We start from the raw sequence: 24,273 nt of genomic DNA, 5'->3' as shown, positions 1-24,273 counted from the left end.
GCACCAGAGAGGGCCCCGTCATGGTGTCGACACGGGCAGTTCCCAACTCCGCCTTCCGGCGGCTGCGCGGACAGCGCTCCGCCGGAGAGTTCGCTGCCGCGGTACGCAGGTCCGCTCGCGAGATCGGCGAGCAGGTCGCGTGCGACGCCCGGTACATCGGACGCGTGGAGTCCGGCGAGATCCGCTGCCCCAACTACGCGTACGAGCGGGTCTTCCTGCACATGTTCCCCGGGGCGACCCTGGCGGACCTGGGCTTCTCACCGCGCGAATCGGTACGCGGCCGAGGGGCCCGGTCCGCGGCGGACGCCCCGCGCCCCCCGACTTCCCCGCTGCTCGTGTTCGGCGGCGACACCGACGAGGAGAGCGACGTGCTGCGTCGCGCATTCATGACGAGCGGCACCACCGCGGTGGCGGCCGCCTCCCTGGGCCTGAGCCTCGGCGGCCCCGCCGCCGCCTCCGTGCCCGCGCAGCGCCGGGTCGGCGAGGCGGAGGTGAACGCCGTCGAGAAGGCGGTGCGGCAGATCCGCCTGCTGGACGACCGGCACGGCGGCGACGGCCTGTACCGACGGGCCTCGCAGCCGCTGCGGGCGGCGTACGCGCTGCTCGACTCCGGCACCGCGACCCGCCGCTCCACGGCGGACCGGCTGCATACGGGCGCCGGCGAGCTGGCCATCTCGGTGGGCTGGCTGGCCCATGACTCGGGCCGGTTCGACGACGCACGCTCGCACTACGCGGAGGCGCTGGCCACCGCCCGGCTGGCCGGGGACCCGGCGCTGGAGGCGCACGCGTTCTGCAACGCGTCGTTCCTGGCCCGCGACATGGGCCGGCCGCGCGAGTCCGTACGCGCGGCGGAGGCGGGGCAGCGGGCCGCCCAGTCCCTGGGCTCGCCGCGGCTGCTGGCGCTGCTCGCACTGCGGGAGGCGGGGGGCCGGGCCGGGCTCGGGGACCGTACCGGCTGCGAACGGGCGCTCGGCCGGGCGCACACCGCGTTCGGACGGGGGCCGTCCGCGGCGGACCCGGAGTGGATGACCTTCTTCCGGGAGGCGGAGCTGGAGATGCTGGAGGCGCAGTGCTGGTCGGCGCTGGGCGACTGGTCGCGGGCCGCGCGTCACGCGCGGCGCGCGACGCGGCTCCAGGAACCGCACTTCACCCGGAATCTGGCGCTGTACCGCGCGGAGCTGACCACGGACCTGGCCCTGGCCGGGCTCACGGAGGAGGCCGCGGCGACGGGTCACCGGGTGCTCGACCTGCTGGACCAGGTCCAGTCCTCCCGTATCCGGTCGATGCTGGCCGACGCGGTCACGGTCCTGCGTCCCCGGGGCCGGGGCTCGGTGGACGTCAAGGACTTCCTGGACCGCCACGCGATGTCCGCGGCGGGCGTTTGAGGACGGGGCGCCGGGCCCTTCTCGAGCCCGTCGGCCCCTTCAGACCTGCTGGCCCGCTCAAGCCAGTCCGGCGATTGAGGACGGAACCGCGCCCCGGTCCCGGGCGCGGGTCCTTGCCCTCAAACGCCGGGCGGGCTGGATTTCGCCTCCTGGCCCCGGGCTGAGGGTTCCGTCCTCAAACGCCGGACGGGCTGGTTCCTCGGGCCCCGGCCCGAAACGTGCCGCTACCCCTCCAGGTGGCCCGTGTCGTTCCAGCGCTCCAGCGCCGGGTCCCCGTACGCCCACCCCAGGACCGACAGTGCCGTCGGCTCCAGCCGCAGACGTGCGGCGTACGACGCGTCCTCGCCCAGCCACCGCGCCCCCAGCACCCGCAGGATGTGGCCGTGGCCGAAGACCAGGACGTCGCGGTCGGCCGAGAGCGCCCACTCGACGATCTCGTCGGCGCGGGCCGACACCTGGGCCAGGGTCTCCCCCTCCGGCACCCCGTCGCGCCAGATGAACCAGTCCGGACGGGCCGCCTTGATCGCGGCCGGCGTCATCCCCTCGTACGCCCCGTAGTCCCACTCCATCAGCGCGTCCCACGGCTCGGCCCGGTCGCCGAACCCCGCGATCTCGCACGTCTCGGACGCCCGCACGAGCGGGCTGGTGCGGACCTCCAGACCGGGCAGGTCCACCCACGGCCTGCGGTGGAGCCGCTCACCGAGGAGCTTGGCCCCCTCGCGCCCGGAGTCGAGCAGCGGAATATCCGTCCTGCCGGTGTGATTGCCCTTGACGGACCATTCCGTCCGACCGTGCCGGGCCAGCAGGATGCGCGGTGCCATGTGACAGCTCTCCCTGAAAAACTGGGACCTGAGATGCGGGATCTGAGATCTTGGACATCGATGGGGACGAATCCGCCCGGGATGGAACGGGTTCAACAGGTGGAGCGGGGAAACGGATCGTCCGGATTTCCATCATCGCGTACCTTCGCGAGAGGCAACCTGTGGGGCCGCACCGGCGTCCCACTGACCACAGACGAATCCGAGCAGCTGAGGGGTACCGAAAAGGTACCCCCGGGCGAATCGCGGCCGACCTGCACCGTACGGTTGAACGCCCGCCGTCGGCCGCGTGAACACATGATGGAGAACTTCCGGATGCCGCATGCCACCACCGCGCCCGTGCCGGGCCAACGGCCCCGTTGGTGGACCGAGCTCCCGCTCCTGGCCCTGGTGTACGGGGCGTACTCGGGCGGCAGGCTTCTGGTCCGGGGCGACGTGTCCACCGCCGTCGACCACGGTCTGCGCATCCTGGATCTGGAGAAGGCCCTCTTCCTCAATGCCGAACACCCGCTCAACCGGCTGTTCACCGCGCACCCCTCGATAGGCATACCCGCCGACTTCGCGTACGCCTCCCTGCACTACCTGGTCACCCCGGCCGTCCTGATCTGGATGTTCCGGCGCCACTCGGCCGCCTACCGCCGGGCCAGGACCTGGCTGATGACCTCCACGATGCTCGGCCTCATCGGCTTCACGCTGATGCCGACCTGCCCGCCGCGGCTGCTGGCCGCCGGGCACGGATTCGTCGACACGATGGCCCAGTACAGCTCGTACGGCTGGTGGGGCACCGAAGCGAGCGCCCCGCGCGGCATGGGCGGCATGACCAACCAGTACGCGGCGATGCCGAGCCTGCACGTCGGCTGGGCGCTCTGGTGCGGCATCCTCCTGTGGCGCCACGCCAGGCACCCGCTCCTGCGGGCCGCGGGTATCGCCTACCCGCTGATCACCGTCATCGTGGTGATGGGAACCGCCAACCACTACTTCCTGGACGCTGTCGCCGGAGCCGCCGTGATGGGCGTCGGGGCGCTGCTGGCCAGGCCCGTGACGCGCCTCGCCGACCGGGTCAAGGACGCGGTCCAGGCCCGTTTCGCACAGGTGTCCCCCGCCATGACGTCCCCGGATGTCAGTGCCGGATGCAAGACTTCCGCGGGTGAGCGAATCCCCGGCCAGCGGACCACCTCCGCAGATCCCACCGATGCAGCAGCACCGGCCGGCCCACCTGCCCCGGCCGACGTCCCGGCCGCCGCAGGAAGAGCCGCAGGCGGTGACGCTGCGAAGGCGGCTCGCTGAGCTGAGGGGCCCGGCCGTCGCACCCCGTCCGCTGGACGCCCGCGCGCTGGCCGCCCTGGCCGCCAACCCCGGCTGCAAGCGACGCGCCCTGCTCGACGGCGCCGGTGTCGACAAGGGCGCGCTCGCCACCGCGCTCGGCTCACCGGCCGCCTTCGGCCAGTCCCAGTTCGCCTTCATGCGGGGCAACGCCTTCGAGGCCAGGGTCAAGGCCGACGGGGGTGCGGAGCTGATGCGCCTGCTGCACCAGGGCTTCGGCGAGCCCGGCGAGCCGCCCGGCGACGTCCCGGTGCCCGATCTGACGGCCGCGGGCCCCGAGGGCCGCGCCGCCCGCACCGCGCTCGCCCTGCGCGAGGCGACCGCGTCCGGCGGCTGGGCGCTGCTCGACCACCCGATGCTGGCCCTGGAGGTGGCGGGCTCGCCCGCCTATCTGGAGCCGGACGCGGTGGTGGTGCACCCCGACGGCACCTGGACCGTCGTCGAGATCAAGTCCTTCCCCATGATCGACGGCTCCGCCGACGCTGCGAAGGTGGGCGCGGCCGCCCGCCAGTCCGCCGTGTACGTCCTGGCACTGGAGCGGGTCGCCGCGGCGACCGACGGCGCGGCGGTCGGCCACCGGGTGCTGCTGGTCTGCCCCAAGGACTTCTCCAACCTGCCGACCGCCTCCGTCGTCGACGTACGCAAGCAGCGCGCGGTGACCCGTAGGCAGCTGACCCGGCTGACCCGGATCGAGGACATCGCGGCTGCCCTGCCCGAGGGCACCACCTTCGATCCGGAGTGCTCCCCCGAGGAGCTGGACACCGCGGTCGAGTCCGTCACCGCGGCGTACGCGCCGGAGTGCCTGGCCGCCTGCGAGCTCGCCTTCCACTGCCGGGCCAGGGCCCGCGCCGCCGGTGCGGTCGAGGCGCTCGGACGCAGCGTGCGGGGCGAGCTCGGCGGGCTGACCACGGTCGCGGGGGTGCTCGCCGCGGCCGCGGGCAAGGAGGGCGATCCGGCGGACCCGACGGTCGCCGCACTGCTGCGCGCGGCCTCGCTGCGCGCCGAGGCGCTGGAGGGGAGCACCGCATGTCGCTGATCGGCACCCTGGCCCGGCTGGAGGCCGTGGAGAGCGGTCGCGCCCAGCCGATGGCCACCGTCCGCCACCGCCACCTCGGCGACCGGCCGCTCGTGCTGGTGCCGCTCACCACCGCGGGCGAGGCCGGCGCCCCGCTCGGCGCGCTCGTCGGCACGGACCGGGACGCGCCCCGGCTGCTGGTCGTGGCGCAGCCGCGCGACCGGGATCTGCGGTTCGCGTTCCTGGCGGAGCTGGCCGAGGCGGTCCTGCCGTACATCGAGTCGTTCGCCGATGTCATCGAGCCCGCCGAGCGGAGCGAGACCGACCCGTCGACCGGCAAGAAGGCCAAGGTCGAGACCGAGCTGTGCACGGACGCGGCGCAGCTGATCGTGCCGAGCCGGGCGGGCATCGAGTTCGTCCGGCTGCTGGGCCGTTCCATGCGGTTCCGGCGTACCGCCGAGGACGACCCCGACACCCCGTATCCGGCGCCCGCCCGGGTCCCGCTGCTGGGCCGCTGGCTGACGCACTACGGCGAGCGGGCCCGGGTGCCGGGCTCCTCGCTGCTGCTGGCCGGCACCGATCTGCTGAACCGGCACTGGGCGACCGGCCAGTCCTCCCTGGAGGACCAGCACCTGGGTGCCCTGCTCGCCTGGATCGACCCGCCGGCCGGTGAGTCCGGGGCCGAGGCCGCGCTCCGCGCCGAGCTGGCCAGGGACGCCGGGGGCCAGTTGCTGTGCCCGCCGGCCGGACCGGCCACCGACCCCGACTTCGACAACCGGCTGCTGGCCCCCGCGATCGAGAAGTACGACCGGGCGCGCACCTCGCTGGCCGCTGCCGAGGACGGTCTGGCGGCCGATGCCCGGCTCGCCGAGCTGACCGCGGCCGAGCGGGAGATCCGAGGACTGCTGGCCGGTGTGCTGCGGCCGACCTGGGACGCCGTGTGGCGCGGCCTGGACCTGCTGCGGGAGCTGCCCGAGGGGTCCAGGGCCGAGGACCGCTGGACCCGCGACCGCTGGTCGTTCACCGGCCACCGCGACCGGGTGCGGGCCGGTGAGCCGCCGCAGCCCCGCCGGGACGACGCGGTGACGGCGGCCCGCAAGCTGGCGGCCCGGGAGACGGCGCAGGCCCAGCTGGAGGCCCAGGAGGCGCTGGACGATCCGCTGGTGCTGGCCGGCCGGCGGCTGGCGGGCGAGGCGTTTCTCGGCGAGGTGACCTCGGTGGAGATGGCGTACAGCGAGTCCAAGCGCCCCTCCCCGCGCCCCCTGGTCACGATGTTCACGGCCGAGCAGCCGCATCTGGGCGAGCGCGTGAAGGTCTACCGCTCGCTGGACGGCAAGCCGCAGACCGCCGAGTTCGCGGGCTACGGGCCGCAGGAGGAGGGCGCGGCACCCTCGCTGGTGCTGCGGATCACCGACCGGATGGGCCGCGGCAAGGAGCCCGCCCCGGGTTCGGTGCCGGAGCCCGGTGACGTCATCGCCTGGACGCTCTTCGAGCACGACCAGCGCGGTGGCCCGCAGCTGCCGGACGCGGAGGAGACCCCGTGGACCCACGGCGGCCCGCCGGGCGGTGCGGCGGCCGCCGAGCGCCCTGACCCCGTGACCACGGAGGACCTGCTGTGACGGCCGTATTCGACCCGGGCGCGGCGGCGGGCCTGGCCACCGCCCGGATCCTGGACGACACGCTGAACGGCTCGGCCCGCGGCATCGTGGTGGACTCCCCGCCGGGCGCGGGCAAGTCGACCCTGGTGGTGCGCGCCGCGCTGGAGCTCGCCGCGGCCGGACGCCCGCTGATGGTGGTCGCGCAGACGAACGCCCAGGTCGACGACCTGGTGGTGCGGCTCGCCGAGAAGGACCCCGGTCTGCCGGTCGGCCGGCTGCACAGCAACGACTCCGATCCGTACGACAAGGTGCTGGACGGCCTGGCCAACGTACGGAAGTCGGCGAAGGCGGCGGATCTGGCCGGGCTCGACGTCGTCATCTCGACGGCGGCGAAGTGGGCCCATGTGAAGAACGTCGAGCCGTGGGGCCATGCGATCGTCGACGAGGCGTACCAGATGCGCTCGGACGCGCTGCTGGCCGTGGCGGGGCTGTTCGAGCGGGCGTTGTTCGTCGGCGATCCGGGTCAGCTGGACCCGTTCTCGATCGTCGGCGCGGACCAGTGGGCCGGGCTGAGCTACGACCCGTCGGCCAGCGCCGTCACCACGCTGCTCGCGCACAATCCGGAGCTGCCGCAGCACCGGCTGCCGGTCTCCTGGCGGCTGCCGGCCTCGGCGGCGCCGCTGGTGTCGGACGCGTTCTACCCGTACACCCCGTTCCGCAGCGGTACGGACCACGACGACCGGCTGCTGTCGTTCGGTGTCGCGTCCGACGGCTCGGCGGCCGACCGGGTGCTGGACGAGGCGGCGGAGTCGGGCTGGGGCCTGCTGGAGCTCCCGGCCCGGCACACCCCGCGCACCGACCCGGAGGCGGTCCGGGCGGTGGCCCTGGTGGTGCGCCGGCTGCTGGACCGGGGCGGGGCGGCGACCAGCGAGCGCTCCCCGGATCCGGCGCCGGTGACGGCGGACCGGGTCGCGGTCGGCACGGCCCACCGCGACCAGGCGGCGGCGGTCCGGGCGGCGCTCGCCGAGCTCGGGGTGACCGGGGTGGCGGTGGACACGGCGAACCGGCTCCAGGGCCGTGAGTTCGATGTGACGGTGGTCCTGCACCCGCTGTCCGGCCGCCCGGACGCCACCGCCTTCCATCTGGAGACGGGCCGGCTGTGCGTGCTGGCCTCCCGCCACCGCCACGCCTGCATCGTGGTGTGCCGCGAGGGGGTCACCGACCTGCTCGACGAGCATCCCTCGACGGAGCCGGTCCAGCTGGGCGTGACCGTGAAGTTCCCCGACGGCTGGGAGGCGAATCACGCGGTGCTGGCGCATCTGGCGGAACACCGGGTGCGGTGGGGGCCGTGAGCGCAGTCGCCGGACGGAGTCCGGCCAGCCGGCCGAAGCCTGCGAAGCAGTGCGAGGGCGGCAGCGAAAGAGGTGCCCCCGACGGCTGGGAGGCGAATCACGCGGTGCTGGCGCATCTGGCGGAACACCGGGTGCGGTGGGGGCGTTGAGTCCGGGGGCGCGTGGGGGCACGACGGATCGGAAGCGGGCCGTCGCACGCCCCCGGGGAGTTCGCGGACGGCCCCAGGCGCCCTTGCGGCGAGTCGGACAATAGAGGGTGGCCGTCGGGGCCCACCGGAGGAGGAAGAACCACATGGCACAACCCGAGCGGAACGAGCAGCAGCGGCTGCGCCCCGCACCCCTGCTCTTCGAGCCGTCGGCGGCGGTCGCCGATCCTGAGCACTTCTTCGACCTGGAGTCGATGGACGATCCGAAGGAGCTGCTGAGCCGCGCCACCGAGCTGACTCTGGCCTTCCGCGCCGCGACGGACCGGGCGGTCGAGTTCCAGGCGATCGCGGCGGCGCAGCTGGCGGATCCGCGCCGGTTCGACCGGCTGACGACCGAGGACATCGCACGGCGGGCGGAGTGGACCGAGGACTACGCGGTGAAGATGGTCGAGTTCGGCCGCAGCCTGCTGAACGAGCCGAGGCCCTGACGCCGGGGCCGCGTTTCCGCCGCTCGCCGCGGACCGCGGCAGCCTGTGCGTCGGCCCCGCGATCACTCCGGGTACAACCGTTGGCATATGCCAGGTGCGCAAGATACTCCTCACCACCCCAACCTGTCCCGATTTCCGACAACTCTCGGAATCCGGGTGATCACTCCGGGTAGACCTGTGCATATGACCGCATGGCTACCAGACGAAACGACCCTGCATCACGGCGACGGGCCCCGCCACCACGCCGGTGAGGACGCCGACATCTTCGCCGTCCTGCGTGAGCAGGCCGGAAACCAGACGGCCCAGGTGACCGCGGCCGGCGCCGCCTGGCTGGCCGGGGCCGCGGCGTATCCGCGCAGCACCCTGGCCCAGTGGGAGTCGCACCCCTCCGCTCCCGGGGTGCTGCCGTGCGGTTCCGCGTTCGACGTGGTGAACGTGCCGACGCTCTTCGGGCGCCGGATGCTGGAGCACCTGTGGGCCGACGGTCCGGGCTCCGGCCCTGTCGCCACGCACCGCGGCCGGATGCTGCTGTTCGCCTCCCCCGGCACCGCCCAGCGGCTGCCGTCGCTGCTCGATTGGGAGGAGTGGGGATCAGGCCCTGGAACCCGGTCCGTCCGGGACCCGCTGGGGCCGGAGGACGGCGGTCCGAAGGTGCCGCCGCTGCTCTGCCACGGCACCGGGGACGCGGTGACGGTCCCGCCGCTGACCTGCGATCCGGCCTCTTCCGGGCCGCGCTGGCTGGTCGCCCCCGACACCCGCAACCCCTGGCTCCCCGGGCCGGACGTGCTGCTCTGGGCCTGCGTCCGGGTGGCCCGGTCGGTGCCCGCTTCGGCGCCCCGGATTTCGATTTTTCCTCCCACGGATCAGGGTGCTAAGGTCTACGACGTCAGCAGGCGCCGCTAGCTCAGTTGGTTAGAGCAGCTGACTCTTAATCAGCGGGTCCGGGGTTCGAGTCCCTGGCGGCGCACAGACGGAAGAAGCCCCCTCGCGAGAGCGAGGGGGCTTCTTCGTTGTCGTCCCCACACGTCTTACGCCCCCGCACCTTTACGTCCCCGTGGTGATCCGGACCGTCCACGCGCCCGACGGCGTCCGGTCGGCGACCTCGACCGTGGTGTGTCCGCCGGGGATGGAGTACGTCTCGCCGACCCGCAGCGGGGCGTCCGCGAGCGGTGGGTAGACCGAGCGGTCCCAGCAGGCGTCGGTGGTGGGATGGGTGTCGAGGACGTCGACCGGGCCGCCGCCCGACGGTGTCCCGTTGCGGACCCGGTAGAGCAGCACACCTTCGGTGCACGTCGCACTGTCGTTGCCGGTGGCGCTGCGGGCCTCGACGGCCACGGCACTGTCCTCGCCCGTCCTGATCACGGCGAGCCGGGTTCCGATGGACGCACCTGGCACGGGCACGGCCGCCATCGGCTCCAGGGTGACGACCCGGTCGCTCTGGATGCAGGTCACCTGCCGGTCGTCGAGCCAGCCCAGCTTCCACTTGTGCCAGCCGAAGAGGTCCGGCGCGAGGCCGAACTGGCTGCCCATGACGTCCCAGTCGCCGACATAGGTGTCCCAGTCCCCCTTGCCGTCCGAGGGCCGGTGGTAGAGGTCGGGCAGGTCGAAGACGTGTCCGGTCTCGTGGGCGAGGACGTTGTGGTCGGGCGGGTGCTGCTCGAAGACGGTGACCACGCGCCTGATGTCCGTACCGTCGGCGTGCAGCGGCCGGTCGAAGTTGACGACCTTGGTGGCGTCGGAGTCGACGCCCGGGGCGTCCGGGTCGGCGACGAGGTAGACGAGGTCGTACTTCGAGAAGTCGACCTCGGGGTCGGCCGCGTCGATCGCGTCGCGCAGGTAGGCGCTGCGCCGGTCGTCGTCCCAGTCGCGCCGTATCCCGTACCAGACCGACGGCTTGGGCATCCGGATCCAGTGCTGCAGGGGGTGCGGGCGCAGGGTGAACTTTCCGTACGAGGCGCGCTGGAAGAACTCGGTGGTGGCCGGGAAGTGGTCGGCGGCGAGTTCGGCGGGGGTGGTGACGGGCCGGGCGTCGGGGAACGAGAGGAAGACCATGACCGCGTCGAGGGGGTGGTCGGGGCGCGGATAGGCGCCGTTCCATTCGTCCAGGCCGAGCGAGTGGTGGGCCTCGGTCCGGGGCAGCGCGCAGGGGGCCGCCTCTCCGGTGGCGGCCGCGGCGGGGCCCGCGACGAGGGAGGTGGCGGCGAGCGCCAGGAGGGAGATCAGCCCGGCCGCCACCGCGCGCGGACTCGGTCTCTCCATCCTTCCGGGCCCTTGCTGACGCGGCACATCTACCTCCGGTACGGGGTGCGGACTCCGGGACCCTCCTGACCACCATCTGGCGTTTCGGGAAGTACGTCCTGTTGAGCTGCCCCAGTCGGGTCAGCGGCCGAACCCCACCCACACTTCACAGTCAGTCACAATCGATCATCGATGCAACGAGAGGGAACGGAGCCGCGCAAAATCGATCAGGCACGGGCAAACCGGATCACCCCGCGAATGGCTCAAGTGCAGCGGACGCGGGGTGACAACGGTCGGGGCGCTGGAACGGCCGAGGTGCCAGCCTCTATGCTTCACCTCGCTTTCCTGCGCGGTTTCCGCCTCTGACGACGGCACTCCACGCGGCGGGCCAGTCCGACCAGAGGTGTCCGGGACAGAACTGCACGGCGGGAGCGAACGGTGAGCGGAACCTCCGAAGGGCCCAGGCCCGCGGCAGGCACAGCACCCACTTCCCCACCACCGACCCTCACGGAACGTGACGATGCGTGGCCGTCCGCCGGGGCCTCCTCCGAGCCGCACGACTACCGGGCCGCGTTCCGGGCGGCCACGCTCCCGATGGCCGTCGTCGACCACGAGGGCCTGATCGTCACCGCCAACGAGGCGCTGGCCGCACTGGCCGGTGTCGGTGCGGCGGCGCTGACCGCGCAGTCCGCATCCGATCTGGTCGACCTCGCCGCGGACGGCCGCACCTGGCGCGCGTACCGCGAGGTGCTGCACGGCCGGCGCTCCCGGTTCCGCTGCACCCGCCGGCTCAAGCACCCCGACGGGCGTTCACTTTGGGCGGAGATCACCGTCGTGCCGATGGCCGCGGCACCGGAACAGGGGGCCGGGGCCGTACCCGGCCAGGTACTGCTCTCCGTCGCCGACGTCAGCGACCGGCGCGAACTCCAGAAGCGGCTGCGCCACCTCCAGATGCACGACCCGGTGACCCGGCTGCCCAACCGGACACTGTTCTTCGAACGGCTCTCGGCGATCCTGGAGACGGTGCCGTACCAGGACGACAGCATGCCCGGACGGGGCAGGATCGGGCTCGTCTACCTCGACCTCGACGGCTTCAAGGCCGTCAACGACACCCTGGGCCACCGGATCGGCGACCGGCTGCTGGCCGCCGTGGCCGGCCGGCTCACGGACTGCGCCGAGCAGGAGGCCGCACACCCGACCGGCGCCCATCTGGTGGCGCGCCTGGGCGGGGACGAGTTCGCGATCCTGGTCGAGGAGTCCACCGGTACGCAGCAGTTGACCGATCTCGCCCGCACGGTGCTCGCCGCGCTGCAGCAGCCCTTCGACCTGGCAGGTCAGCGGCTCTCGGTCTCGGCGTCGATCGGCGTGGTGGAACGGCCCGTCGCGGGCACCTCGGCCACCGGACTGATGCAGGCGGCCGATACGACGCTGTACTGGGCGAAGGCGGACGGCAAGGCCCGCTGGACTCTCTTCGACCCCGAACGCAACGCCCACCGGATGACCCGCCAGGCGCTGTCGTCCAATCTCCGCCCGGCGGTCGAACGCGGTGAGTTCACCATCGAGTACCAGCCGCTGGTCTGCATGGCCGACGGTGTCGTACGGGGTGTGGAGGCGCTGGTGCGCTGGAACCACCCGCAGTTCGGCCTGCTCTCGCCGAATCGGTTCGTCGCCATCGCCGAGGAGGACGGCTCGATCGTGCAGCTCGGCCGGTGGGTGCTGCGGTCGGCCTGCCGGCAGGCCAGGCGCTGGCAGCTCGACCATCCGGCCGAGCCGCCGCTGTTCATCAGCGTCAATGTCGCCGTCCGGCAGGTCTGGGACTCCGACCTGGTCACCGATGTCGCGGAGATCCTCGCGGAGACCGGTCTGGACCCGGCGCTGTTGCAACTGGAGCTGACCGAGTCCGCGGTGATGGGGTCGGCGGGCCGGCCGCTCCAGGCCCTGCAGTCGCTCAGCGACATGGGCGTCCGCATCGCCATCGACGACTTCGGCACCGGCTACTCCAACCTCGCCTATCTGAGCCGCCTTCCGGTCTCCGTACTGAAGCTGGACGGCGCCTTCGTCCACGGTTTCCGGTACGAGGACGGCACGCATCCGAGCCCCGCCGACGAGACCATCGTCGAGGCCATGGTCCAGCTGGCCCACCGCCTGGGCCTGACCGTCACCGCGGAGTGCGTGGAGACGGCCGGCCAGGCGGAGCGGCTGCGCCGGATCGGCTGCGACACCGGGCAGGGCTGGCTCTACTCCCGTGCGGTCGCCCCGGAACGCATCGGGGAACTGCTCGGCGCCCGGGCCCTGAAGGCCTGACCCCGGGCCCGGAGCTCAGCCCGCGTCCGCACCCCTCGGAGGCCGTCAGGCCGTCGGCAGGCCGTACGCGTCCGCGATGAGGCCGTAGCTGTGCAGCCGGGCCTCGCCGCCATGGGCATTGGCGGTGATCATCAGTTCGTCGGCGCCGGTGCGCTTGGCCAGGTCGTCGAGGCCGGTGCGGACCTCGTCCGCGGTGCCGTGCACGATGTTGACGAGCCAGCTGTCGACGAACTCCCGCTCCATCGGCGTGAAGGCGTACGCCTCCGCCTCCTCGGGCGTAGGCACCAGGCCGGGGCGGCCCGAGCGCAGGCGGAGCATCGACAGCGCGCCGGTCAGCACCTGGCGGCGGGCCTCCCGCTCGTCGTCGGCGGCCAGGGCGGCGACGCCGATCAGGGCGTACGGGGCGTCCAGCACCGCGGACGGCTTGAAGGACTCGCGGTACAGCTCCAGGGCCGGAATGGTGTTCTGGGCCGAGAAGTGGTGGGCGAACGCGAAGGGCAGACCGAGCATGCCGGCCAGCCGGGCGCTGAAGCCGGAGGAGCCGAGGAGCCAGAGCGGCGGGCGGCCCGGGGACTGGACGCCGCCCTCGGAGGTGGCCTGGACGGGGCCGGGGACCGCGTGGATGCGGGCGTAGGGGTGGCCGTCGGGGAAGTCGTCGTCCAGGAACCGCGTCAGCTCCATGAGCTGCTGCGGGAAGTCGTCGGCACCCTCGTTGAGCCGTTCCGTGCGGCGCAGGGCCGCGGCGGTGGCGCCGTCGGTGCCGGGGGCGCGGCCCAGACCGAGGTCGACGCGGCCGGGGGCCATGGCCTCCAGGGTGCCGAACTGTTCGGCGATGACGAGCGGGGCGTGATTGGGCAGCATCACGCCGCCGGAGCCGAGCCGGATGCGTTCGGTGTGGGCGGCGGTGTGGGCCAGGATCACGGCCGGCGAGGAGGAGGCGACGCCGGGCATGGAGTGGTGCTCGGCGACCCAGTAGCGGTGGAAGCCGCGGCGCTCGGCGAGCTGTGCGATCTCGACACCGGTACGCAGAGCCTGGGTCGCGGTGCGGCCCTGGCCCACGGTCACGAGGTCAAGGACCGAGAGGGGCACGGGTGCCGTCCCCTGCGCCTTGCCACGGATCTCGTCGCCTCGAATCTCGTCCACGTCCTGACCTCTCCGGTGGTGCTCGTCTGTCTTTCGTCGGTCCGGAGCGGTGCAACAGGAGGATGACTCCGTTTATTCCGGGCGGCCGCTCTCCGCTACCCCGGCCTGCCGTGTGCGTACGCCCGTCCGCTCCCCCACTCCACCGGGGCCGGCGGCGATTCGCGGGCCGCGAAGAGTGCGCCGAGCCGGGGCGCCCAGGCAGGGCGGTCGGCCAGTCGCAGGGCCTCCCGGACGGCCACCTGGTTCGCGGTGAGGACGGGTTTGCCGAGGAACTCCTCCAGCTCGGCGAGGTGGCCGACGGTGTGCAGGGCCGTGTCCGGCAGCAGGACGGCGTCCGCCTCCGGCCGGTCCGCCGCCCGGGCCAGCTCCTTCACCTGGTCGAACCCCCAGGCCGCGGCCTCGGCGGCACCGGCCACGCCCGCCGCATGGGTGGCGACCACCTCCATGCCGGTGGCCCGGAGGAAGGAGGTGAAGTGCGCGGCGATGTCCTCGGGGTAGGTCGCGGCGACCGCGACCCGGTTGGCGCCCAGCTTCCGTACGGCGTGGACGAAGCCGATGGAGGTGCTGGACGCCGGCACGCCCGCCGCCCGCGCCACGGCCATGACCTGGTCATGGGCGCCCTGCGGGCCGTACAGGAAGCTGCCGCCGTCGCACGCCCAGACGACGGACTGGACCCCGGAGCGCTGGAGCTCCTCGACACCGGCGGCGAGCCGGCCCGGGGCGCCCAGCTCACGCAGGGCGTCCTCGCGGTAGGCGGCATCGGGGTTCTCGGTATGCCGGACGACGAGTCTGATGGTGCTGTCGAGCAGGATCTCCATGCGCGGGTAGTCGTCCTCCGCGAAGTGGCCCGGGTAGAGGAATCCGACGGTCGTCATGTCCACCCTTCCTGTACTGCCTGTCCAGTGCGGTGCACCGGTCGCGGCAGGCGACCCGCGACACTGACCCGTTTCCCCGCTTCTCATCCAGTATTCCCCCATCCGCCCCGGTCACCGCTCCGGCCTGTTGACGAGGTGGGGCAGGGCTGCGAGCGTGGTGCGTCCGCGGCCTCGGCCGACCCCAGCCGACCGGCCTCAGCCGACCCCAGCCGACGCAGAGGAACCGCCCCCATGCCGGAACCCGTCCTGCTCGTCCTGGACGCCGATCCGCCGCCCCGCCTCGGCGCGCTGACCGGGCGGGTGCGGGTGCGGCACACCGACGGCGCCGGTCTGGCGCAAGCGCTCCCCCACGCCGACGCCCTGCTGGTCTGGGACTTCACATCGGACGCGGTACGGGCCGCCTGGCCGGGCGGCGGGCCGCGCCCCTCCTGGGTGCACACGGCGAGTGCGGGCGTGGACCGGCTGCTCTGTCCGGAGCTGGTGGCCGGCGACACCGTGGTGACCAATGCGCGGGGCATCTTCGAGCAGCCGATGTCCGAGTACGTGGCGGGCCTGGTGCTGGCGTTCGCCAAGGACCTTCCCGGCACCCTGGAGCTGCAGGGGCGCCGGCGGTGGCGCCATCGCGAGACCGCCCGGGTCGCCGGGTCCCGTGCGGTGGTCGTCGGCGCCGGTCCGGTCGGGCGCGAGATCACCCGGCTGCTGATGGCGCTCGGCGTCGAGGTGGCCCTGGTGGGACGCACGGCCCGACGCACGATCCATGGCGTCGGGGACCTGGACCGGCTGGCCGCCCGCGCCGACTGGGTGATCTGCGCGGCGCCGCTGACCCCGCAGACGCAAGGAATGTTCGACAGCCGGTTCTTCGGGCTGATGCAGCCGTCGGCCGTGTTCATCAACGTGGGGCGCGGCCCGATGGTGGTCGAGGACGACCTCGCCGGCGCGTTGCGCAAGCGGTGGATCGCGGGCGCGGCGCTCGACGTGTTCGAGCGGGAGCCGCTCGGCCCGGACAGCCCGCTGTGGGACGTGCCCGGTCTGATCGTGTCGCCGCACATGAGCGGGGACGCGGCCGGCTGGCGGGACCGGCTGGGCGAGCAGTTCGTCGCGCTGTACGAACGGTGGGCGGTCGGGGAGCCGTTGCCGAACGTGGTCGACAAGCGCCTCGGCTACATCCCGGGCGCGGACAAGGACGCGTGACCCCAACCCGGCTCGACCGCGCCCCACTTCACCGCCCCATGACGGACATCTACGGATGACACCCCGTCATTCACCGCACCCCGTAACGAAATACGCCCCGCACACGAGCCGTTGCACTCCGCCCGCATTCGGACACGGGAAGGTCACCCTCCGGCCACCGTTCGGTTACATGCGGCCGCATCCTGCATAGACGTACGGGATCGGGCAGGCGTCAACCCTGTCCGGACTGTTCGACCCCTTCAGGAGATTGCGAACCATGGCTGACTTCCCGAACCTGTCCCGCCGGGGCTTTCTCAACCGATCGGCGGCCGTGGGCGGTCTGCTCGTCGTCCCCGGCCTGCTCACCGCGTGCAGCAAGACCGGCGCCGACTCGGCGGACGGCGAGGGGGCGCTCGACAAGCTCCGCAAGCAGGGATTCGTCCGGGTCGCGTACGCGGACGAGGCCCCGTACGGCTACATGGAGGGCAAGGCACTGAAGGGCGAAGCGCCCACCCTGCACCGGGAGATCTTCAAGGCGCTGGGTGTCGACGAGCTGCGCCCCACCCTCTCCGAGTGGGACGGGCTGATCCCCGGCCTGCAGGCCAGTAAGTACGACGTGGTGAGCGCCGGTATGGCGATCACACCCGAGCGTTGCGCCAACGCCCTCTTCTCGGAGCCGGAGTTCATCTCGCCGACCGCGCTGATGGTGAAGAAGGGCAACCCGAAGAAGGTCACCGACCTCGCCTCCGCGAAGGCCGCCGGGATCACCGTCGGTGTGATGGCGGGTGCGGTCGAGGGTTCGTACGCCGAGGGTGCCGGGATAGCCAAGGACAAGATCAAGTCGCTGCAGAAGCCGCAGGACGGCGCGGACGCGGTCAAGGGCGGCCGGGTCGACGCGTTCCTGCTGACCGGCATCTCGCTGCGCTGGCTGGCGAAGACCAACCCGGAGACCGAGGTCACCGAGGCCTTCCTGCCGGAGCTCGACGGCGTGAAGCAGTACAGCCCGGGCGGCGCCGTCTTCCGCAAGGGCAACGAGGAGCTGCGGGACGCCTTCAACCGCGAGCTGAAGAAGATCATCTCGGACAAGTCGCGCTATGTGGAGCTGCTCCGGGACTACGGCTTCGGGGCCACCGAGCTCCCGCCGGCCACCCTGAAGACGGCAGATCTGTGCAAGGGCTGACAGGGACGGAGCCCGCCGCATGAGTGATTTCTTCTCGGCCTTCGCCGGCGACCTGCCACGACTGAGCTCGGGCCTGTGGGTGACCCTGCAGGCCACCGTCCTGGGCGCGCTGCTGGCCCTGCTCCTGTCGTTCGTCCTCGGCCTGATGTCGATCAGCCGGCTGCTGGTGTCGCGCGGTGTCTCTCGCGTGGTCGTGGAGTTCTTCCGCGGCACCTCGCTGTACGTCCAGCTGTTCTGGCTCTACTACGCGATGCCGCCGCTCACGGGCTACGAACTGACGCCACTGCTCTGCGGAGTCATCGCCTTCGGTCTCAACTACGGTGCGTACGGCGCCGAAGTGGTGCGCGGCGCGATCAACTCCGTACCGCGGGCCCAGTACGAGGCCGCGGTCGCGCTGAACATGACGCCCCTGCACCGGATGCGCAAGGTGATCCTCCCGCAGGCGTGGGTGCAGATGATCCCGTCCCTCACCAACCTCCTGATCCAGCTGCTGAAGTGCACGCCGCTGCTGTGGTTGATCTCGGCGGCCGACCTCATGACCGCGATCGAGAAGCTGCGCAGCCGTACGGGTGAGACGCTCACCGCGTATGTGACCCTGCTGGCCTGCTACTTCGTACTGGCCTACGCGCTGACCCTGCTGATGAACATGCTGGAACGGTCCGCCAAACGGCGGCTCGGCCTGGCGAGCGGCGGGAAGAGCCTGCTGCGGTCCCGCAGCGCCGTGACCGCTCCGGCTGCCGGAGGTGCCCGGTGAACGAGGGATTCGACTGGAACGCGGCGGGGGACGCGCTGCCCCTGCTCCTTCAGGGCTTCAAGGTCACCCTGCTCGCCACGGTGCTCGGGACGCTCGTCGCCGCGGTGCTCGGGCTGGCGATCGCGGTCGCCGGAAGGGCTCCCACCCGGTTCGTGACCGTGCCGGTGAAGATGGTGATGGAGTTCATCCGCTCCACCCCGCTGCTGGTCCAGCTGGTGGGAGCGGCCGCGCTGTTCACTTCGGTGGAGCCGCTGACCATCGGCATCGTGGTGCTGGGCATCCACTACGCCACGTACACCTCGGAGGTGTACCGCGCCGGGATCGACGGTGTGCCGAAGGGCCAGTGGGAGGCCTGCCGGGCCCTGTCGATGACACCCCGGCGGACCTGGCAGGCCGTGATCCTGCCGCAGGCGGTGCGCAATGTGCTGCCCGCACTCGGGAACTACGCGATCTCGATGTTCAAGGAGACCCCGTTCCTCGCCGTGATCACGGTGCAGGAGATGGTCTTCGAAGCCCGTAAGTACGGGGGTGACCACTTCGCGTACACGGAGGTGTTCACACTCGCCGGACTGGTCTTCCTGGTCGCGAGCTACCCCACATCACTCCTGATGAGGAAACTGGAGAAGCGCCTTGGCCACTGAACCTCTCCCCCTGCAGAAGACCGCGGCCACGGCCCCCGAGGACGTCGTCGCGATCCCCGCCCCCCGGGGCACCGGACACCCGCTGGTCCGCTTCGACAAGGTCGTCAAGCGGTACGGCGACCATGTCGTCCTCGACCAGCTGGACTTCTCGGTCGAGCGCGGCGAGCACGTCACCCTGATCGGGCCCAGCGGCTCGGGCAAGACCACGATCCTGCGGCTGCTGATGACGCTGGAGAAGGTCAGCGACGGCGTGATCCGGATCAACGGCGATCCGCTGTCGCACATGCAGGCGGCGGACGGCTCGCTGAAGCCGGCCTCCGAGAAGCACCTGCGCGAGGCGCGGAAGAAGATCGGGATGGTCTTCCAGCAGTTCAACCTCTTCCCGAACATGAAGGTGCTGCAGAACATCACCGAGGCTCCGGTCAACGTCCTCGGCATGGACCGCGACAAGGCGGAGACCCGGGCCCGGGAGCTGCTCGACCTCGTCGGTCTCTCCGGCAAGGTCGACGCGCACCCCTCCCAGCTCTCCGGCGGCCAGCAGCAGCGGGTCGCGATCGCCCGGGCGCTCGCGATGGAGCCGGAGATCCTTCTCCTGGACGAGGTGACGTCCGCGCTCGACCCGGAGCTGGTGGCGGGGGTGCTGGAGCTGCTGGGCGACATCGCCAGGAACACCGACATCACCATGCTGTGTGTGACCCACGAGATGAATTTCGCCCGGGACGTCTCGGAGAAGGTACTGATGTTCGACGCCGGGAGGGTCGTGGAGTCGGGTTCGCCGGAAAAAATCTTCTCCGATCCCGAACACGAACGTACTCGCGAATTCCTCAACGCGGTGCTGTGACCTCGGCATCCGTCGAAAGCTATTGACTTTGGCATATGCCAGACGGGTGCGCCCCAGCTGACAAGGCCGGGGCGCACCGGCGAGTAGTCAACACCCGCCCCTGAACGGCCTCTTGGCGGCTATCGTGGTGGCAAAGCTTGCGGTCACAACCTGGTAGGGGGAAACCGTGGCGTTGAAGCCCGAACCGACCGCACCGTTCCATTCGGTGCAGTACGCCCTTCGTGTTCTCGAAACGGTCTCCAAGCACGGCAACGGCGTGACGGACACCCAGATCGCCCGGGAGACGGGACTGCCCGTCGGGCATCTCACCTCCCTGCTGCTGACGCTGCGCCGCGAGGGGTACGTCGAGCAGATCACCGACGGCGCCTATGTCACCGGCGCCTCTCTGCTGCTCCTCGGCTCCGGCGCGGCCCGCAGACAGGCCCTGGAGGCCAAGCTCCAGCAGACACTGGTCCAGCTGCGGGACTCGGTGGGCGCAGCGGTCTACATCAGCCGGTACGTGGACGGCGAGATCCGCGTCACGCAGTACGCCGACGGTCCGCGGACACCCGCGGTCAACGAGTGGGTGGACTTCCGCTCGGCGGCGCACGCCTCGGCGATCGGCAAGTGCCTGCTGACCCAGCTCGACCAGAACGGGCGGCGCGACCACCTCTCGCGGCACAAGATAGCCCGGCTGACCTCGCGGACGATCACGAGCGAGAAGATCCTCTTCTCCAAGCTGGACAGCCAGCCGGCGACGGTCCCGGTGCTCGACCTCCAGGAGTACGCGGTCGGCACGGTGTGCGCCGCGGTGCCGCTGACGGCGGGGTCGTCGGCCGGATGCCTGGCCCTGTCCCTGCCGGTCGAGCACGCCCACCGGCTGCGCGCGGCGGCGGACACGCTGAACCGGCGGGCCGCGCCGGTGCTGCTGTCACTGGCCCTCTAGCCCGTCCCGGCCCGCCCGGGGGGGGTGTCGGGAGGGGTGCTGGAGGCACGTGTCATCAGCACCCCGGAGGACCAGGTATTATTTTCGAGTCAGCAGGCGCCGCTAGCTCAGTTGGTTAGAGCAGCTGACTCTTAATCAGCGGGTCCGGGGTTCGAGTCCCTGGCGGCGCACAGACAACACACGAGGCGGTCTCCGTTCAACGGAGACCGCCTCGTGTGTTTTGTGCTGCCCGCGATGATGTACGGATGTTTTACACAGACGTACTAGACAACTGTTTTACACGCTCGTATATTTCCTGGCATGCCAACCTCTTCGCACACCACCACCGCCCCGGGCGAGCTCGCCGGCCGTCGGGAGTGGACCGCCTTCGTGGTCCTGCTCCTCCCTCTCCTCCTGGTCTCGATGGACGTGTCCGTCCTCTTCTTCGCGATCCCGTCCATCGACCGGGACCTCGCACCCAGCGCCACCCAGCAGCTCTGGATCTTCGATGTGTACGCCTTCGCGCTGGCCGGTCTCCTCATCACGATGGGCTCGCTCGGCGACCGGATCGGGCGCCGCAAGCTCCTGCTGTTCGGCGCGGTCGCCTTCAGCACCGCGTCGGTCGGCGCCGCCTACGCCACCAGCCCGGAGATGCTCATCGCGGCCCGCGCACTGCTCGGGATCGGCGGCGCGACCCTGATGCCCTCGACCATGGGCCTGGTGCGGAACATGTTCCGTGACGAGAAGCAGCGCGGCCGGGCCATCGGCATCTGGTCCGGTGCCATGGCGGGCGGGATCGCGCTCGGCTCGGTGCTCAGCGGCATCATGCTGGAGCACTTCTGGTGGGGGTCCGTCTTCCTGATCAACGTGCCGGCGATGGTGCTGCTGCTGATCCTGGTGCCCGTCCTGGTGCCGGAGTTCAAAGACCCCAATCCGGGACGCTTCGACTTCCTGAGCGTGCCCCTGTCCATGGGCGCCGTGCTCCCGGTCGTCTACGGGATCAAGGAGACGGCCGCCGAGGGGATGGACCTGCGCAACGGCCTGATCATCGTCGCCGGGCTCGTCGTCGGCCTGTTCTTCGTCCGGCGTCAGCGCACCCGCACCGACGCCCTGATCAGCCGGGACCTCTTCCGCGACCGGAACTTCGCCGCCGGGATCGGGCTGAACGCACTGGCCGCCTTCGCCATGATGGGCTCGTCCTTCTTCACCACGCAGTATCTGCAGTCGGTGCTCGGGATGAGCACGATGGAGGCCGCGCTGTGGAGCCTGGCCCCGTCCCTGGCGGTCGGCGCGGCCGCACCGGCGGCCGCCGCGATCGCCCAGCGGACCGAGCGCGCCCGGGTGATCTGTGCCGGCTTCGTCATCGCCGCCGCCGGATTCGGTGTTCTCGCCCTGTCGGGTACGGACTCCCTCGCCGTCCTGCTCATCGGCTCGGCCGTGATGAGCAGCGGGATCGTCACCGTGATGGCGCTCGTCTCGGACCTGGCCATGTCCACCAGCCCGCCGGAGAAGGCCGGATCGGCGGCCTCGCTGCTGGAGACGGGACAGGAGTTCGGCGGCGCGATGGGGATGGCGCTGCTGGGTGCGGTGGCGACCGCGGTCTACTCCGCGGACATGCCGGCCTCGGCCCCGGAGGTGGCCCGCAAGACACTGCCGGGGGCGCTGTCCACCGGTGACGGCTCACTGATCGCGGTCGGGCGGGACGCCTTCGTGCACAGCATGCAGTACGCCTCGGTGGCCGGCGGGCTGCTCCTGCTGGTGGGGGCGGTGCTGGCGGTGACGCATCTGCGACGGGCCTCGGCCTCAGAACCCTCCGCCGTGTGAGGACAGCAGGCCATGGCGCCCGTGCTCCTCGTACTCCCGTACCAGCGGCGTGAGTTGTACGTCACCGAAAGGCGCGTACGCTCCGTCGCCCCCGTTCCACCACAGCGGCCCCCCGGACCAGAAGCCCTCGCGTCGCAGTCCGACCCGGTGCACCTTGTTCGTCGCGGTCACCGGCATCGACTCGACGATGCGCAGGAACCGGGGGGCCATCTTCGTCCCCAGGTCGGGCTGGTCCCGGAGGAAGGCGGCGAACGCCTCCGGATCGAACCGCACCCCGTCGCGCAGGGCCAGCGCCGCCATGACCTGGTCCCCCGCGACCGGGTCGGGCACCGCGTAGACCGCCACGCCCGCCGCGTCGGCCCAGCGGGCCAGGATGTTCTCGATCATCGCGGCGGCCAGGTTCTCGCTGTCGACGCGCAGCCGGTCCTCCGTACGGCCCGCGAAGTACAGGAAGCCGTCGGCGTCGCGGAAGAAGAGGTCCCCGGTCCAGTACCAGCCGTCGCGCAACCGGGCGGCGTCCGCCGCCTCGTTGCGCCAGTACCCCTCGAAGGGGGTCCGGCCGCGGTTGACCAACTCGCCTATCGCGGAGCCCCCGTTCAGGAGGGTGCCGGCCGAGTCGAAGACCGCGGCCACCCGCTCCCGGCCGCTGGACGGGTCGACGACCGCAAGGTCGTCGCGGTCCGACGCCCGGCCGATCGCACCCGGCGGGGTGTCGGGGGTCCGCTGGATCGCGGCGCCGCCCTCCGAGGAGCCGTACCCCTCGACCAGCCGCACCCCGAACCGCTCCCGGAAGCGGGCCGCGTCCACCGCTCCGGCCTCGGTGCCGAATCCGAGGCGCAGCGGGTGCTCGTGGTCGTCGGGGCGTTCGGGGGTGGCCAGCAGATACTGCACGGCCCGGCCGACATAGGTGAAGTACGTGGCGCCGTGCGCGCGTACGTCGTCCAGGAAGCCCGAGGCCGAGAAGCGGCGGCGCAGGGCGACGGCGGCACCGGCGGAGAGGGCGGGGGCCCAGTCGGCGATCACCGCGTTGCCGTGGAACATCGGCATGCAGATGTAGTGGACGTCCTCGCCGCGGATCCCGAAGTGGTCGACGAGCGAGCCCCCGGCCGCCGCCAGCCGCCCCTGGGTGCAGATCGCGGCCTTGGGCGCACCGGTGGACCCCGAGGTGAAGTACAGCAGCATCCGGGTCGCGGGAGCGGGCCGGTTCAGGACCGTGTCACCCGGCCGGGCCCCGGCGTAGGGGGCGAGGAGTGCGGCGTACGCGTCGGTGTCGGTGACCAGTACCCGTACGCCCGGCAGCGCGAGGCCGTCGAGCAGCGGCAGATGGGCGCGCTCGGTGATCAGCACCCGGCATTCGGTGTGCAGGATGTCGCGGGCCAGTTCGGCGCCGCGACGCGTGGGGTTGATGCCCGCGACGGCGGCCCCGGCCAGGGCCGCCGCGCTCAACCACAGCGGGAATTCAGGGGTGTTGTCCAGCAGCACCCCGAGGTGCGGTTCGCTGCCCGCCGGCAGCAGATCCACCAGGAGCGCGGCCCGTGCGGCAGCGCCCGAGGCGACCTGGTGATGACTGAGGACGGTGTCCTCATGTCTCAACCCTGGCCGGTGGTCGCCCCATTGGCGCTGTACGAGCTCCGCGACGGTGCCTGCGCTCCCCATGGCGCCGCACGGTAACCGACCAGGCGTCAGAACTGAACATCCGAGCACGAGTAGAACGCGTTGGCCGTGTCGGCGACGTTCCACACACTGAGGATGATGTGCTTGCCGGTCTTCTGGGTGGGGATGGTGCCCTGCTGGGTCAGGGTCGCCGGGGGCTGCTGGTTGTTGTACGGCACCGTCATGAACGGCTGCGCTTCCAGGTCGGAGCGCTTGAGCGGCTTGGTGGGGTCCCAGCCGTTCTTGGTGATGTAGTAACGGAAGTCCGACGTGGCGTGCCGGGCGGTGAACTGCCAGCGGAAGCTGAAGCCCTGGCCCGCGGTGACCTTCGTGGCGGGCCAGTTGCCGCCGCGCGGGTCGTCGAGCTGGGCGAACTCGCCGTGCCCGGCGGAACAGATCGCACCGTCGGCGGGACCGGCCGCCGGGAAGCCCTTGGGGCCCTCGACGCTCTGCGGTTCCCACTGAATGTTGCCGCAGCCCGTCACCGTGCCGTTGGCGCACAGCTTCTGACGGCTGATGGGGTTGTCCGTGTAGCCGTGGCTGCTGGCACTGCTGGTCGCGAACATCGAAACGCTCGCTACCGCAAGGCCGACCAGGGCCGCGCCTGTCTTCTTACGCATG

At 71.8% G+C, this 24,273-nt stretch carries 21 protein-coding genes and 2 tRNA genes; 17 read left to right on the top strand and 6 right to left on the bottom strand.

Annotation, left to right across the window (positions count from 1 at the left end; genetic code table 11):
- The first annotated feature begins 20 nt into the window (after positions 1–20).
- Positions 21–1,385, top strand: coding sequence for a tetratricopeptide repeat protein (locus tag OG912_RS22910; protein ID WP_327711044.1), 1,365 nt, complete (start codon positions 21–23; stop codon positions 1,383–1,385).
- 224 nt (positions 1,386–1,609) lie between these two features.
- Here OG912_RS22910 and OG912_RS22905 read toward each other — a convergent pair whose 3' ends face one another.
- On the bottom strand, positions 1,610–2,206 hold the full coding sequence (locus OG912_RS22905) for a histidine phosphatase family protein (RefSeq protein ID WP_327711043.1): 597 nt from the start codon (positions 2,204–2,206) through the stop codon (positions 1,610–1,612).
- A gap of 312 nt (positions 2,207–2,518) precedes the next feature.
- Here OG912_RS22905 and OG912_RS22900 point away from each other — a divergent pair, with 312 nt between their 5' ends.
- From OG912_RS22900 to OG912_RS22870, 7 genes are all read left to right on the top strand, one after another.
- Positions 2,519–3,490 carry a phosphatase PAP2 family protein gene (locus tag OG912_RS22900; RefSeq protein WP_327711042.1) on the top strand — a complete coding sequence of 324 codons (972 nt, stop codon included), beginning with the start codon at positions 2,519–2,521 and terminating at the stop codon, positions 3,488–3,490.
- Entirely contained in the window at positions 3,396–4,562 is a 1,167-nt protein-coding gene (locus OG912_RS22895) for a hypothetical protein (protein ID WP_327711041.1), read from the top strand. The genes OG912_RS22900 and OG912_RS22895 overlap by 95 nt, the downstream gene beginning before the upstream one ends.
- Positions 4,553–6,160 (top strand): hypothetical protein, encoded by a 1,608-nt coding sequence (locus OG912_RS22890; RefSeq protein ID WP_327711040.1) that lies wholly within the window; start codon positions 4,553–4,555, stop codon positions 6,158–6,160. The genes OG912_RS22895 and OG912_RS22890 overlap by 10 nt, the downstream gene beginning before the upstream one ends.
- Complete coding sequence (locus tag OG912_RS22885) at positions 6,157–7,491, top strand: AAA domain-containing protein (RefSeq protein WP_327711039.1); 1,335 nt, start codon at positions 6,157–6,159, stop codon at positions 7,489–7,491. Before OG912_RS22890 ends, OG912_RS22885 begins: the two co-directional genes overlap by 4 nt.
- A 292-nt stretch (positions 7,492–7,783) precedes the next feature.
- The gene (locus OG912_RS22880; RefSeq protein ID WP_326736323.1) at positions 7,784–8,125 is read left to right on the top strand and encodes a hypothetical protein; all 342 of its coding nucleotides are present in this window, start codon (positions 7,784–7,786) and stop codon (positions 8,123–8,125) included.
- A 183-nt stretch (positions 8,126–8,308) separates the two neighbouring features.
- A complete protein-coding gene (locus OG912_RS22875) occupies positions 8,309–9,028 on the top strand; it encodes a bifunctional DNA primase/polymerase (protein ID WP_327711038.1) in 720 nt (239 codons plus the stop codon).
- Positions 9,019–9,092: transfer RNA gene (locus OG912_RS22870), tRNA-Lys, on the top strand. The genes OG912_RS22875 and OG912_RS22870 overlap by 10 nt, the downstream gene beginning before the upstream one ends.
- A 77-nt stretch (positions 9,093–9,169) precedes the next feature.
- Here the strand turns inward: OG912_RS22870 and OG912_RS22865 are convergent.
- A complete protein-coding gene (locus OG912_RS22865) occupies positions 9,170–10,384 on the bottom strand; it encodes a M6 family metalloprotease domain-containing protein (protein ID WP_327711037.1) in 1,215 nt (404 codons plus the stop codon).
- 417 nt (positions 10,385–10,801) lie between these two features.
- Here OG912_RS22865 and OG912_RS22860 point away from each other — a divergent pair, with 417 nt between their 5' ends.
- Positions 10,802–12,667 (top strand): putative bifunctional diguanylate cyclase/phosphodiesterase, encoded by a 1,866-nt coding sequence (locus tag OG912_RS22860; RefSeq protein ID WP_327711036.1) that lies wholly within the window; start codon positions 10,802–10,804, stop codon positions 12,665–12,667.
- A gap of 45 nt (positions 12,668–12,712) precedes the next feature.
- Here OG912_RS22860 and OG912_RS22855 read toward each other — a convergent pair whose 3' ends face one another.
- A complete protein-coding gene (locus OG912_RS22855) occupies positions 12,713–13,810 on the bottom strand; it encodes an LLM class flavin-dependent oxidoreductase (RefSeq protein WP_327711035.1) in 1,098 nt (365 codons plus the stop codon).
- A gap of 95 nt (positions 13,811–13,905) precedes the next feature.
- Complete coding sequence (locus OG912_RS22850) at positions 13,906–14,685, bottom strand: maleate cis-trans isomerase family protein (protein ID WP_327711034.1); 780 nt, start codon at positions 14,683–14,685, stop codon at positions 13,906–13,908.
- Positions 14,686–14,916: 231 nt separating this feature from the next.
- Between OG912_RS22850 and OG912_RS22845 the strand changes: the two genes are divergently transcribed.
- From OG912_RS22845 to OG912_RS22810, 8 genes are all read left to right on the top strand, one after another.
- Entirely contained in the window at positions 14,917–15,876 is a 960-nt protein-coding gene (locus tag OG912_RS22845) for a D-2-hydroxyacid dehydrogenase (protein ID WP_327711033.1), read from the top strand.
- Positions 15,877–16,132: 256 nt separating this feature from the next.
- Entirely contained in the window at positions 16,133–17,035 is a 903-nt protein-coding gene (ehuB, locus tag OG912_RS22840; RefSeq protein ID WP_326736333.1) for an ectoine/hydroxyectoine ABC transporter substrate-binding protein EhuB, read from the top strand.
- A gap of 19 nt (positions 17,036–17,054) precedes the next feature.
- Positions 17,055–17,789: an ectoine/hydroxyectoine ABC transporter permease subunit EhuC gene (gene ehuC, locus OG912_RS22835; protein ID WP_327711032.1), complete on the top strand. Its 735-nt coding sequence runs from the start codon at positions 17,055–17,057 to the stop codon at positions 17,787–17,789.
- On the top strand, positions 17,786–18,430 hold the full coding sequence (gene ehuD, locus OG912_RS22830) for an ectoine/hydroxyectoine ABC transporter permease subunit EhuD (RefSeq protein WP_327711031.1): 645 nt from the start codon (positions 17,786–17,788) through the stop codon (positions 18,428–18,430). Before ehuC ends, ehuD begins: the two co-directional genes overlap by 4 nt.
- Complete coding sequence (gene ehuA / locus OG912_RS22825; protein WP_327711030.1) at positions 18,420–19,271, top strand: ectoine/hydroxyectoine ABC transporter ATP-binding protein EhuA; 852 nt, start codon at positions 18,420–18,422, stop codon at positions 19,269–19,271. Before ehuD ends, ehuA begins: the two co-directional genes overlap by 11 nt.
- A gap of 166 nt (positions 19,272–19,437) precedes the next feature.
- Complete coding sequence (locus OG912_RS22820) at positions 19,438–20,196, top strand: IclR family transcriptional regulator (RefSeq protein ID WP_327711029.1); 759 nt, start codon at positions 19,438–19,440, stop codon at positions 20,194–20,196.
- Positions 20,197–20,292: 96 nt separating this feature from the next.
- Positions 20,293–20,366: transfer RNA gene (locus OG912_RS22815), tRNA-Lys, on the top strand.
- Between the two features lie 130 nt (positions 20,367–20,496).
- On the top strand, positions 20,497–21,999 hold the full coding sequence (locus OG912_RS22810) for an MFS transporter (protein ID WP_327711028.1): 1,503 nt from the start codon (positions 20,497–20,499) through the stop codon (positions 21,997–21,999).
- Here the strand turns inward: OG912_RS22810 and OG912_RS22805 are convergent.
- Positions 21,979–23,655, bottom strand: coding sequence for an AMP-binding protein (locus OG912_RS22805; RefSeq protein ID WP_327711027.1), 1,677 nt, complete (start codon positions 23,653–23,655; stop codon positions 21,979–21,981). The genes OG912_RS22810 and OG912_RS22805 overlap by 21 nt on opposite strands.
- A 26-nt stretch (positions 23,656–23,681) precedes the next feature.
- The gene (locus OG912_RS22800) at positions 23,682–24,272 is read right to left on the bottom strand and encodes a lytic polysaccharide monooxygenase auxiliary activity family 9 protein (protein WP_326661898.1); all 591 of its coding nucleotides are present in this window, start codon (positions 24,270–24,272) and stop codon (positions 23,682–23,684) included.
- Position 24,273 lies beyond the last annotated feature (1 nt).

The organism is Streptomyces sp. NBC_00464, assembly GCF_036013915.1.
Classification (GTDB): domain Bacteria; phylum Actinomycetota; class Actinomycetes; order Streptomycetales; family Streptomycetaceae; genus Streptomyces.
Note: the sequence above shows the minus strand (reverse complement) of the source record. Positions and strands in the feature narration are given on the sequence as shown.

Excerpts from the sequence above, each read along its gene's own strand:
- OG912_RS22845 (WP_327711033.1), top strand. The coding sequence starts at position 14,917 with ATGCCGGAACCCGTCCTGCTCGTCCTGGACGCCGATCCGCCGCCCCGC.
- OG912_RS22805 (WP_327711027.1), bottom strand. The coding sequence starts at position 23,655 with ATGGGGAGCGCAGGCACCGTCGCGGAGCTCGTACAGCGCCAATGGGGC.
- ehuC (WP_327711032.1), top strand. The coding sequence starts at position 17,055 with ATGAGTGATTTCTTCTCGGCCTTCGCCGGCGACCTGCCACGACTGAGC.
- OG912_RS22850 (WP_327711034.1), bottom strand. The coding sequence starts at position 14,685 with ATGACGACCGTCGGATTCCTCTACCCGGGCCACTTCGCGGAGGACGAC.
- OG912_RS22800 (WP_326661898.1), bottom strand. The coding sequence starts at position 24,272 with ATGCGTAAGAAGACAGGCGCGGCCCTGGTCGGCCTTGCGGTAGCGAGC.
- ehuB (WP_326736333.1), top strand. The coding sequence starts at position 16,133 with ATGGCTGACTTCCCGAACCTGTCCCGCCGGGGCTTTCTCAACCGATCG.
- OG912_RS22910 (WP_327711044.1), top strand. The coding sequence starts at position 21 with ATGGTGTCGACACGGGCAGTTCCCAACTCCGCCTTCCGGCGGCTGCGC.
- OG912_RS22865 (WP_327711037.1), bottom strand. The coding sequence starts at position 10,384 with ATGGAGAGACCGAGTCCGCGCGCGGTGGCGGCCGGGCTGATCTCCCTC.
- OG912_RS22895 (WP_327711041.1), top strand. The coding sequence starts at position 3,396 with ATGCAGCAGCACCGGCCGGCCCACCTGCCCCGGCCGACGTCCCGGCCG.
- OG912_RS22890 (WP_327711040.1), top strand. The coding sequence starts at position 4,553 with ATGTCGCTGATCGGCACCCTGGCCCGGCTGGAGGCCGTGGAGAGCGGT.
- OG912_RS22810 (WP_327711028.1), top strand. The coding sequence starts at position 20,497 with ATGCCAACCTCTTCGCACACCACCACCGCCCCGGGCGAGCTCGCCGGC.
- OG912_RS22875 (WP_327711038.1), top strand. The coding sequence starts at position 8,309 with ATGACCGCATGGCTACCAGACGAAACGACCCTGCATCACGGCGACGGG.
- OG912_RS22905 (WP_327711043.1), bottom strand. The coding sequence starts at position 2,206 with ATGGCACCGCGCATCCTGCTGGCCCGGCACGGTCGGACGGAATGGTCC.
- OG912_RS22880 (WP_326736323.1), top strand. The coding sequence starts at position 7,784 with ATGGCACAACCCGAGCGGAACGAGCAGCAGCGGCTGCGCCCCGCACCC.
- OG912_RS22900 (WP_327711042.1), top strand. The coding sequence starts at position 2,519 with ATGCCGCATGCCACCACCGCGCCCGTGCCGGGCCAACGGCCCCGTTGG.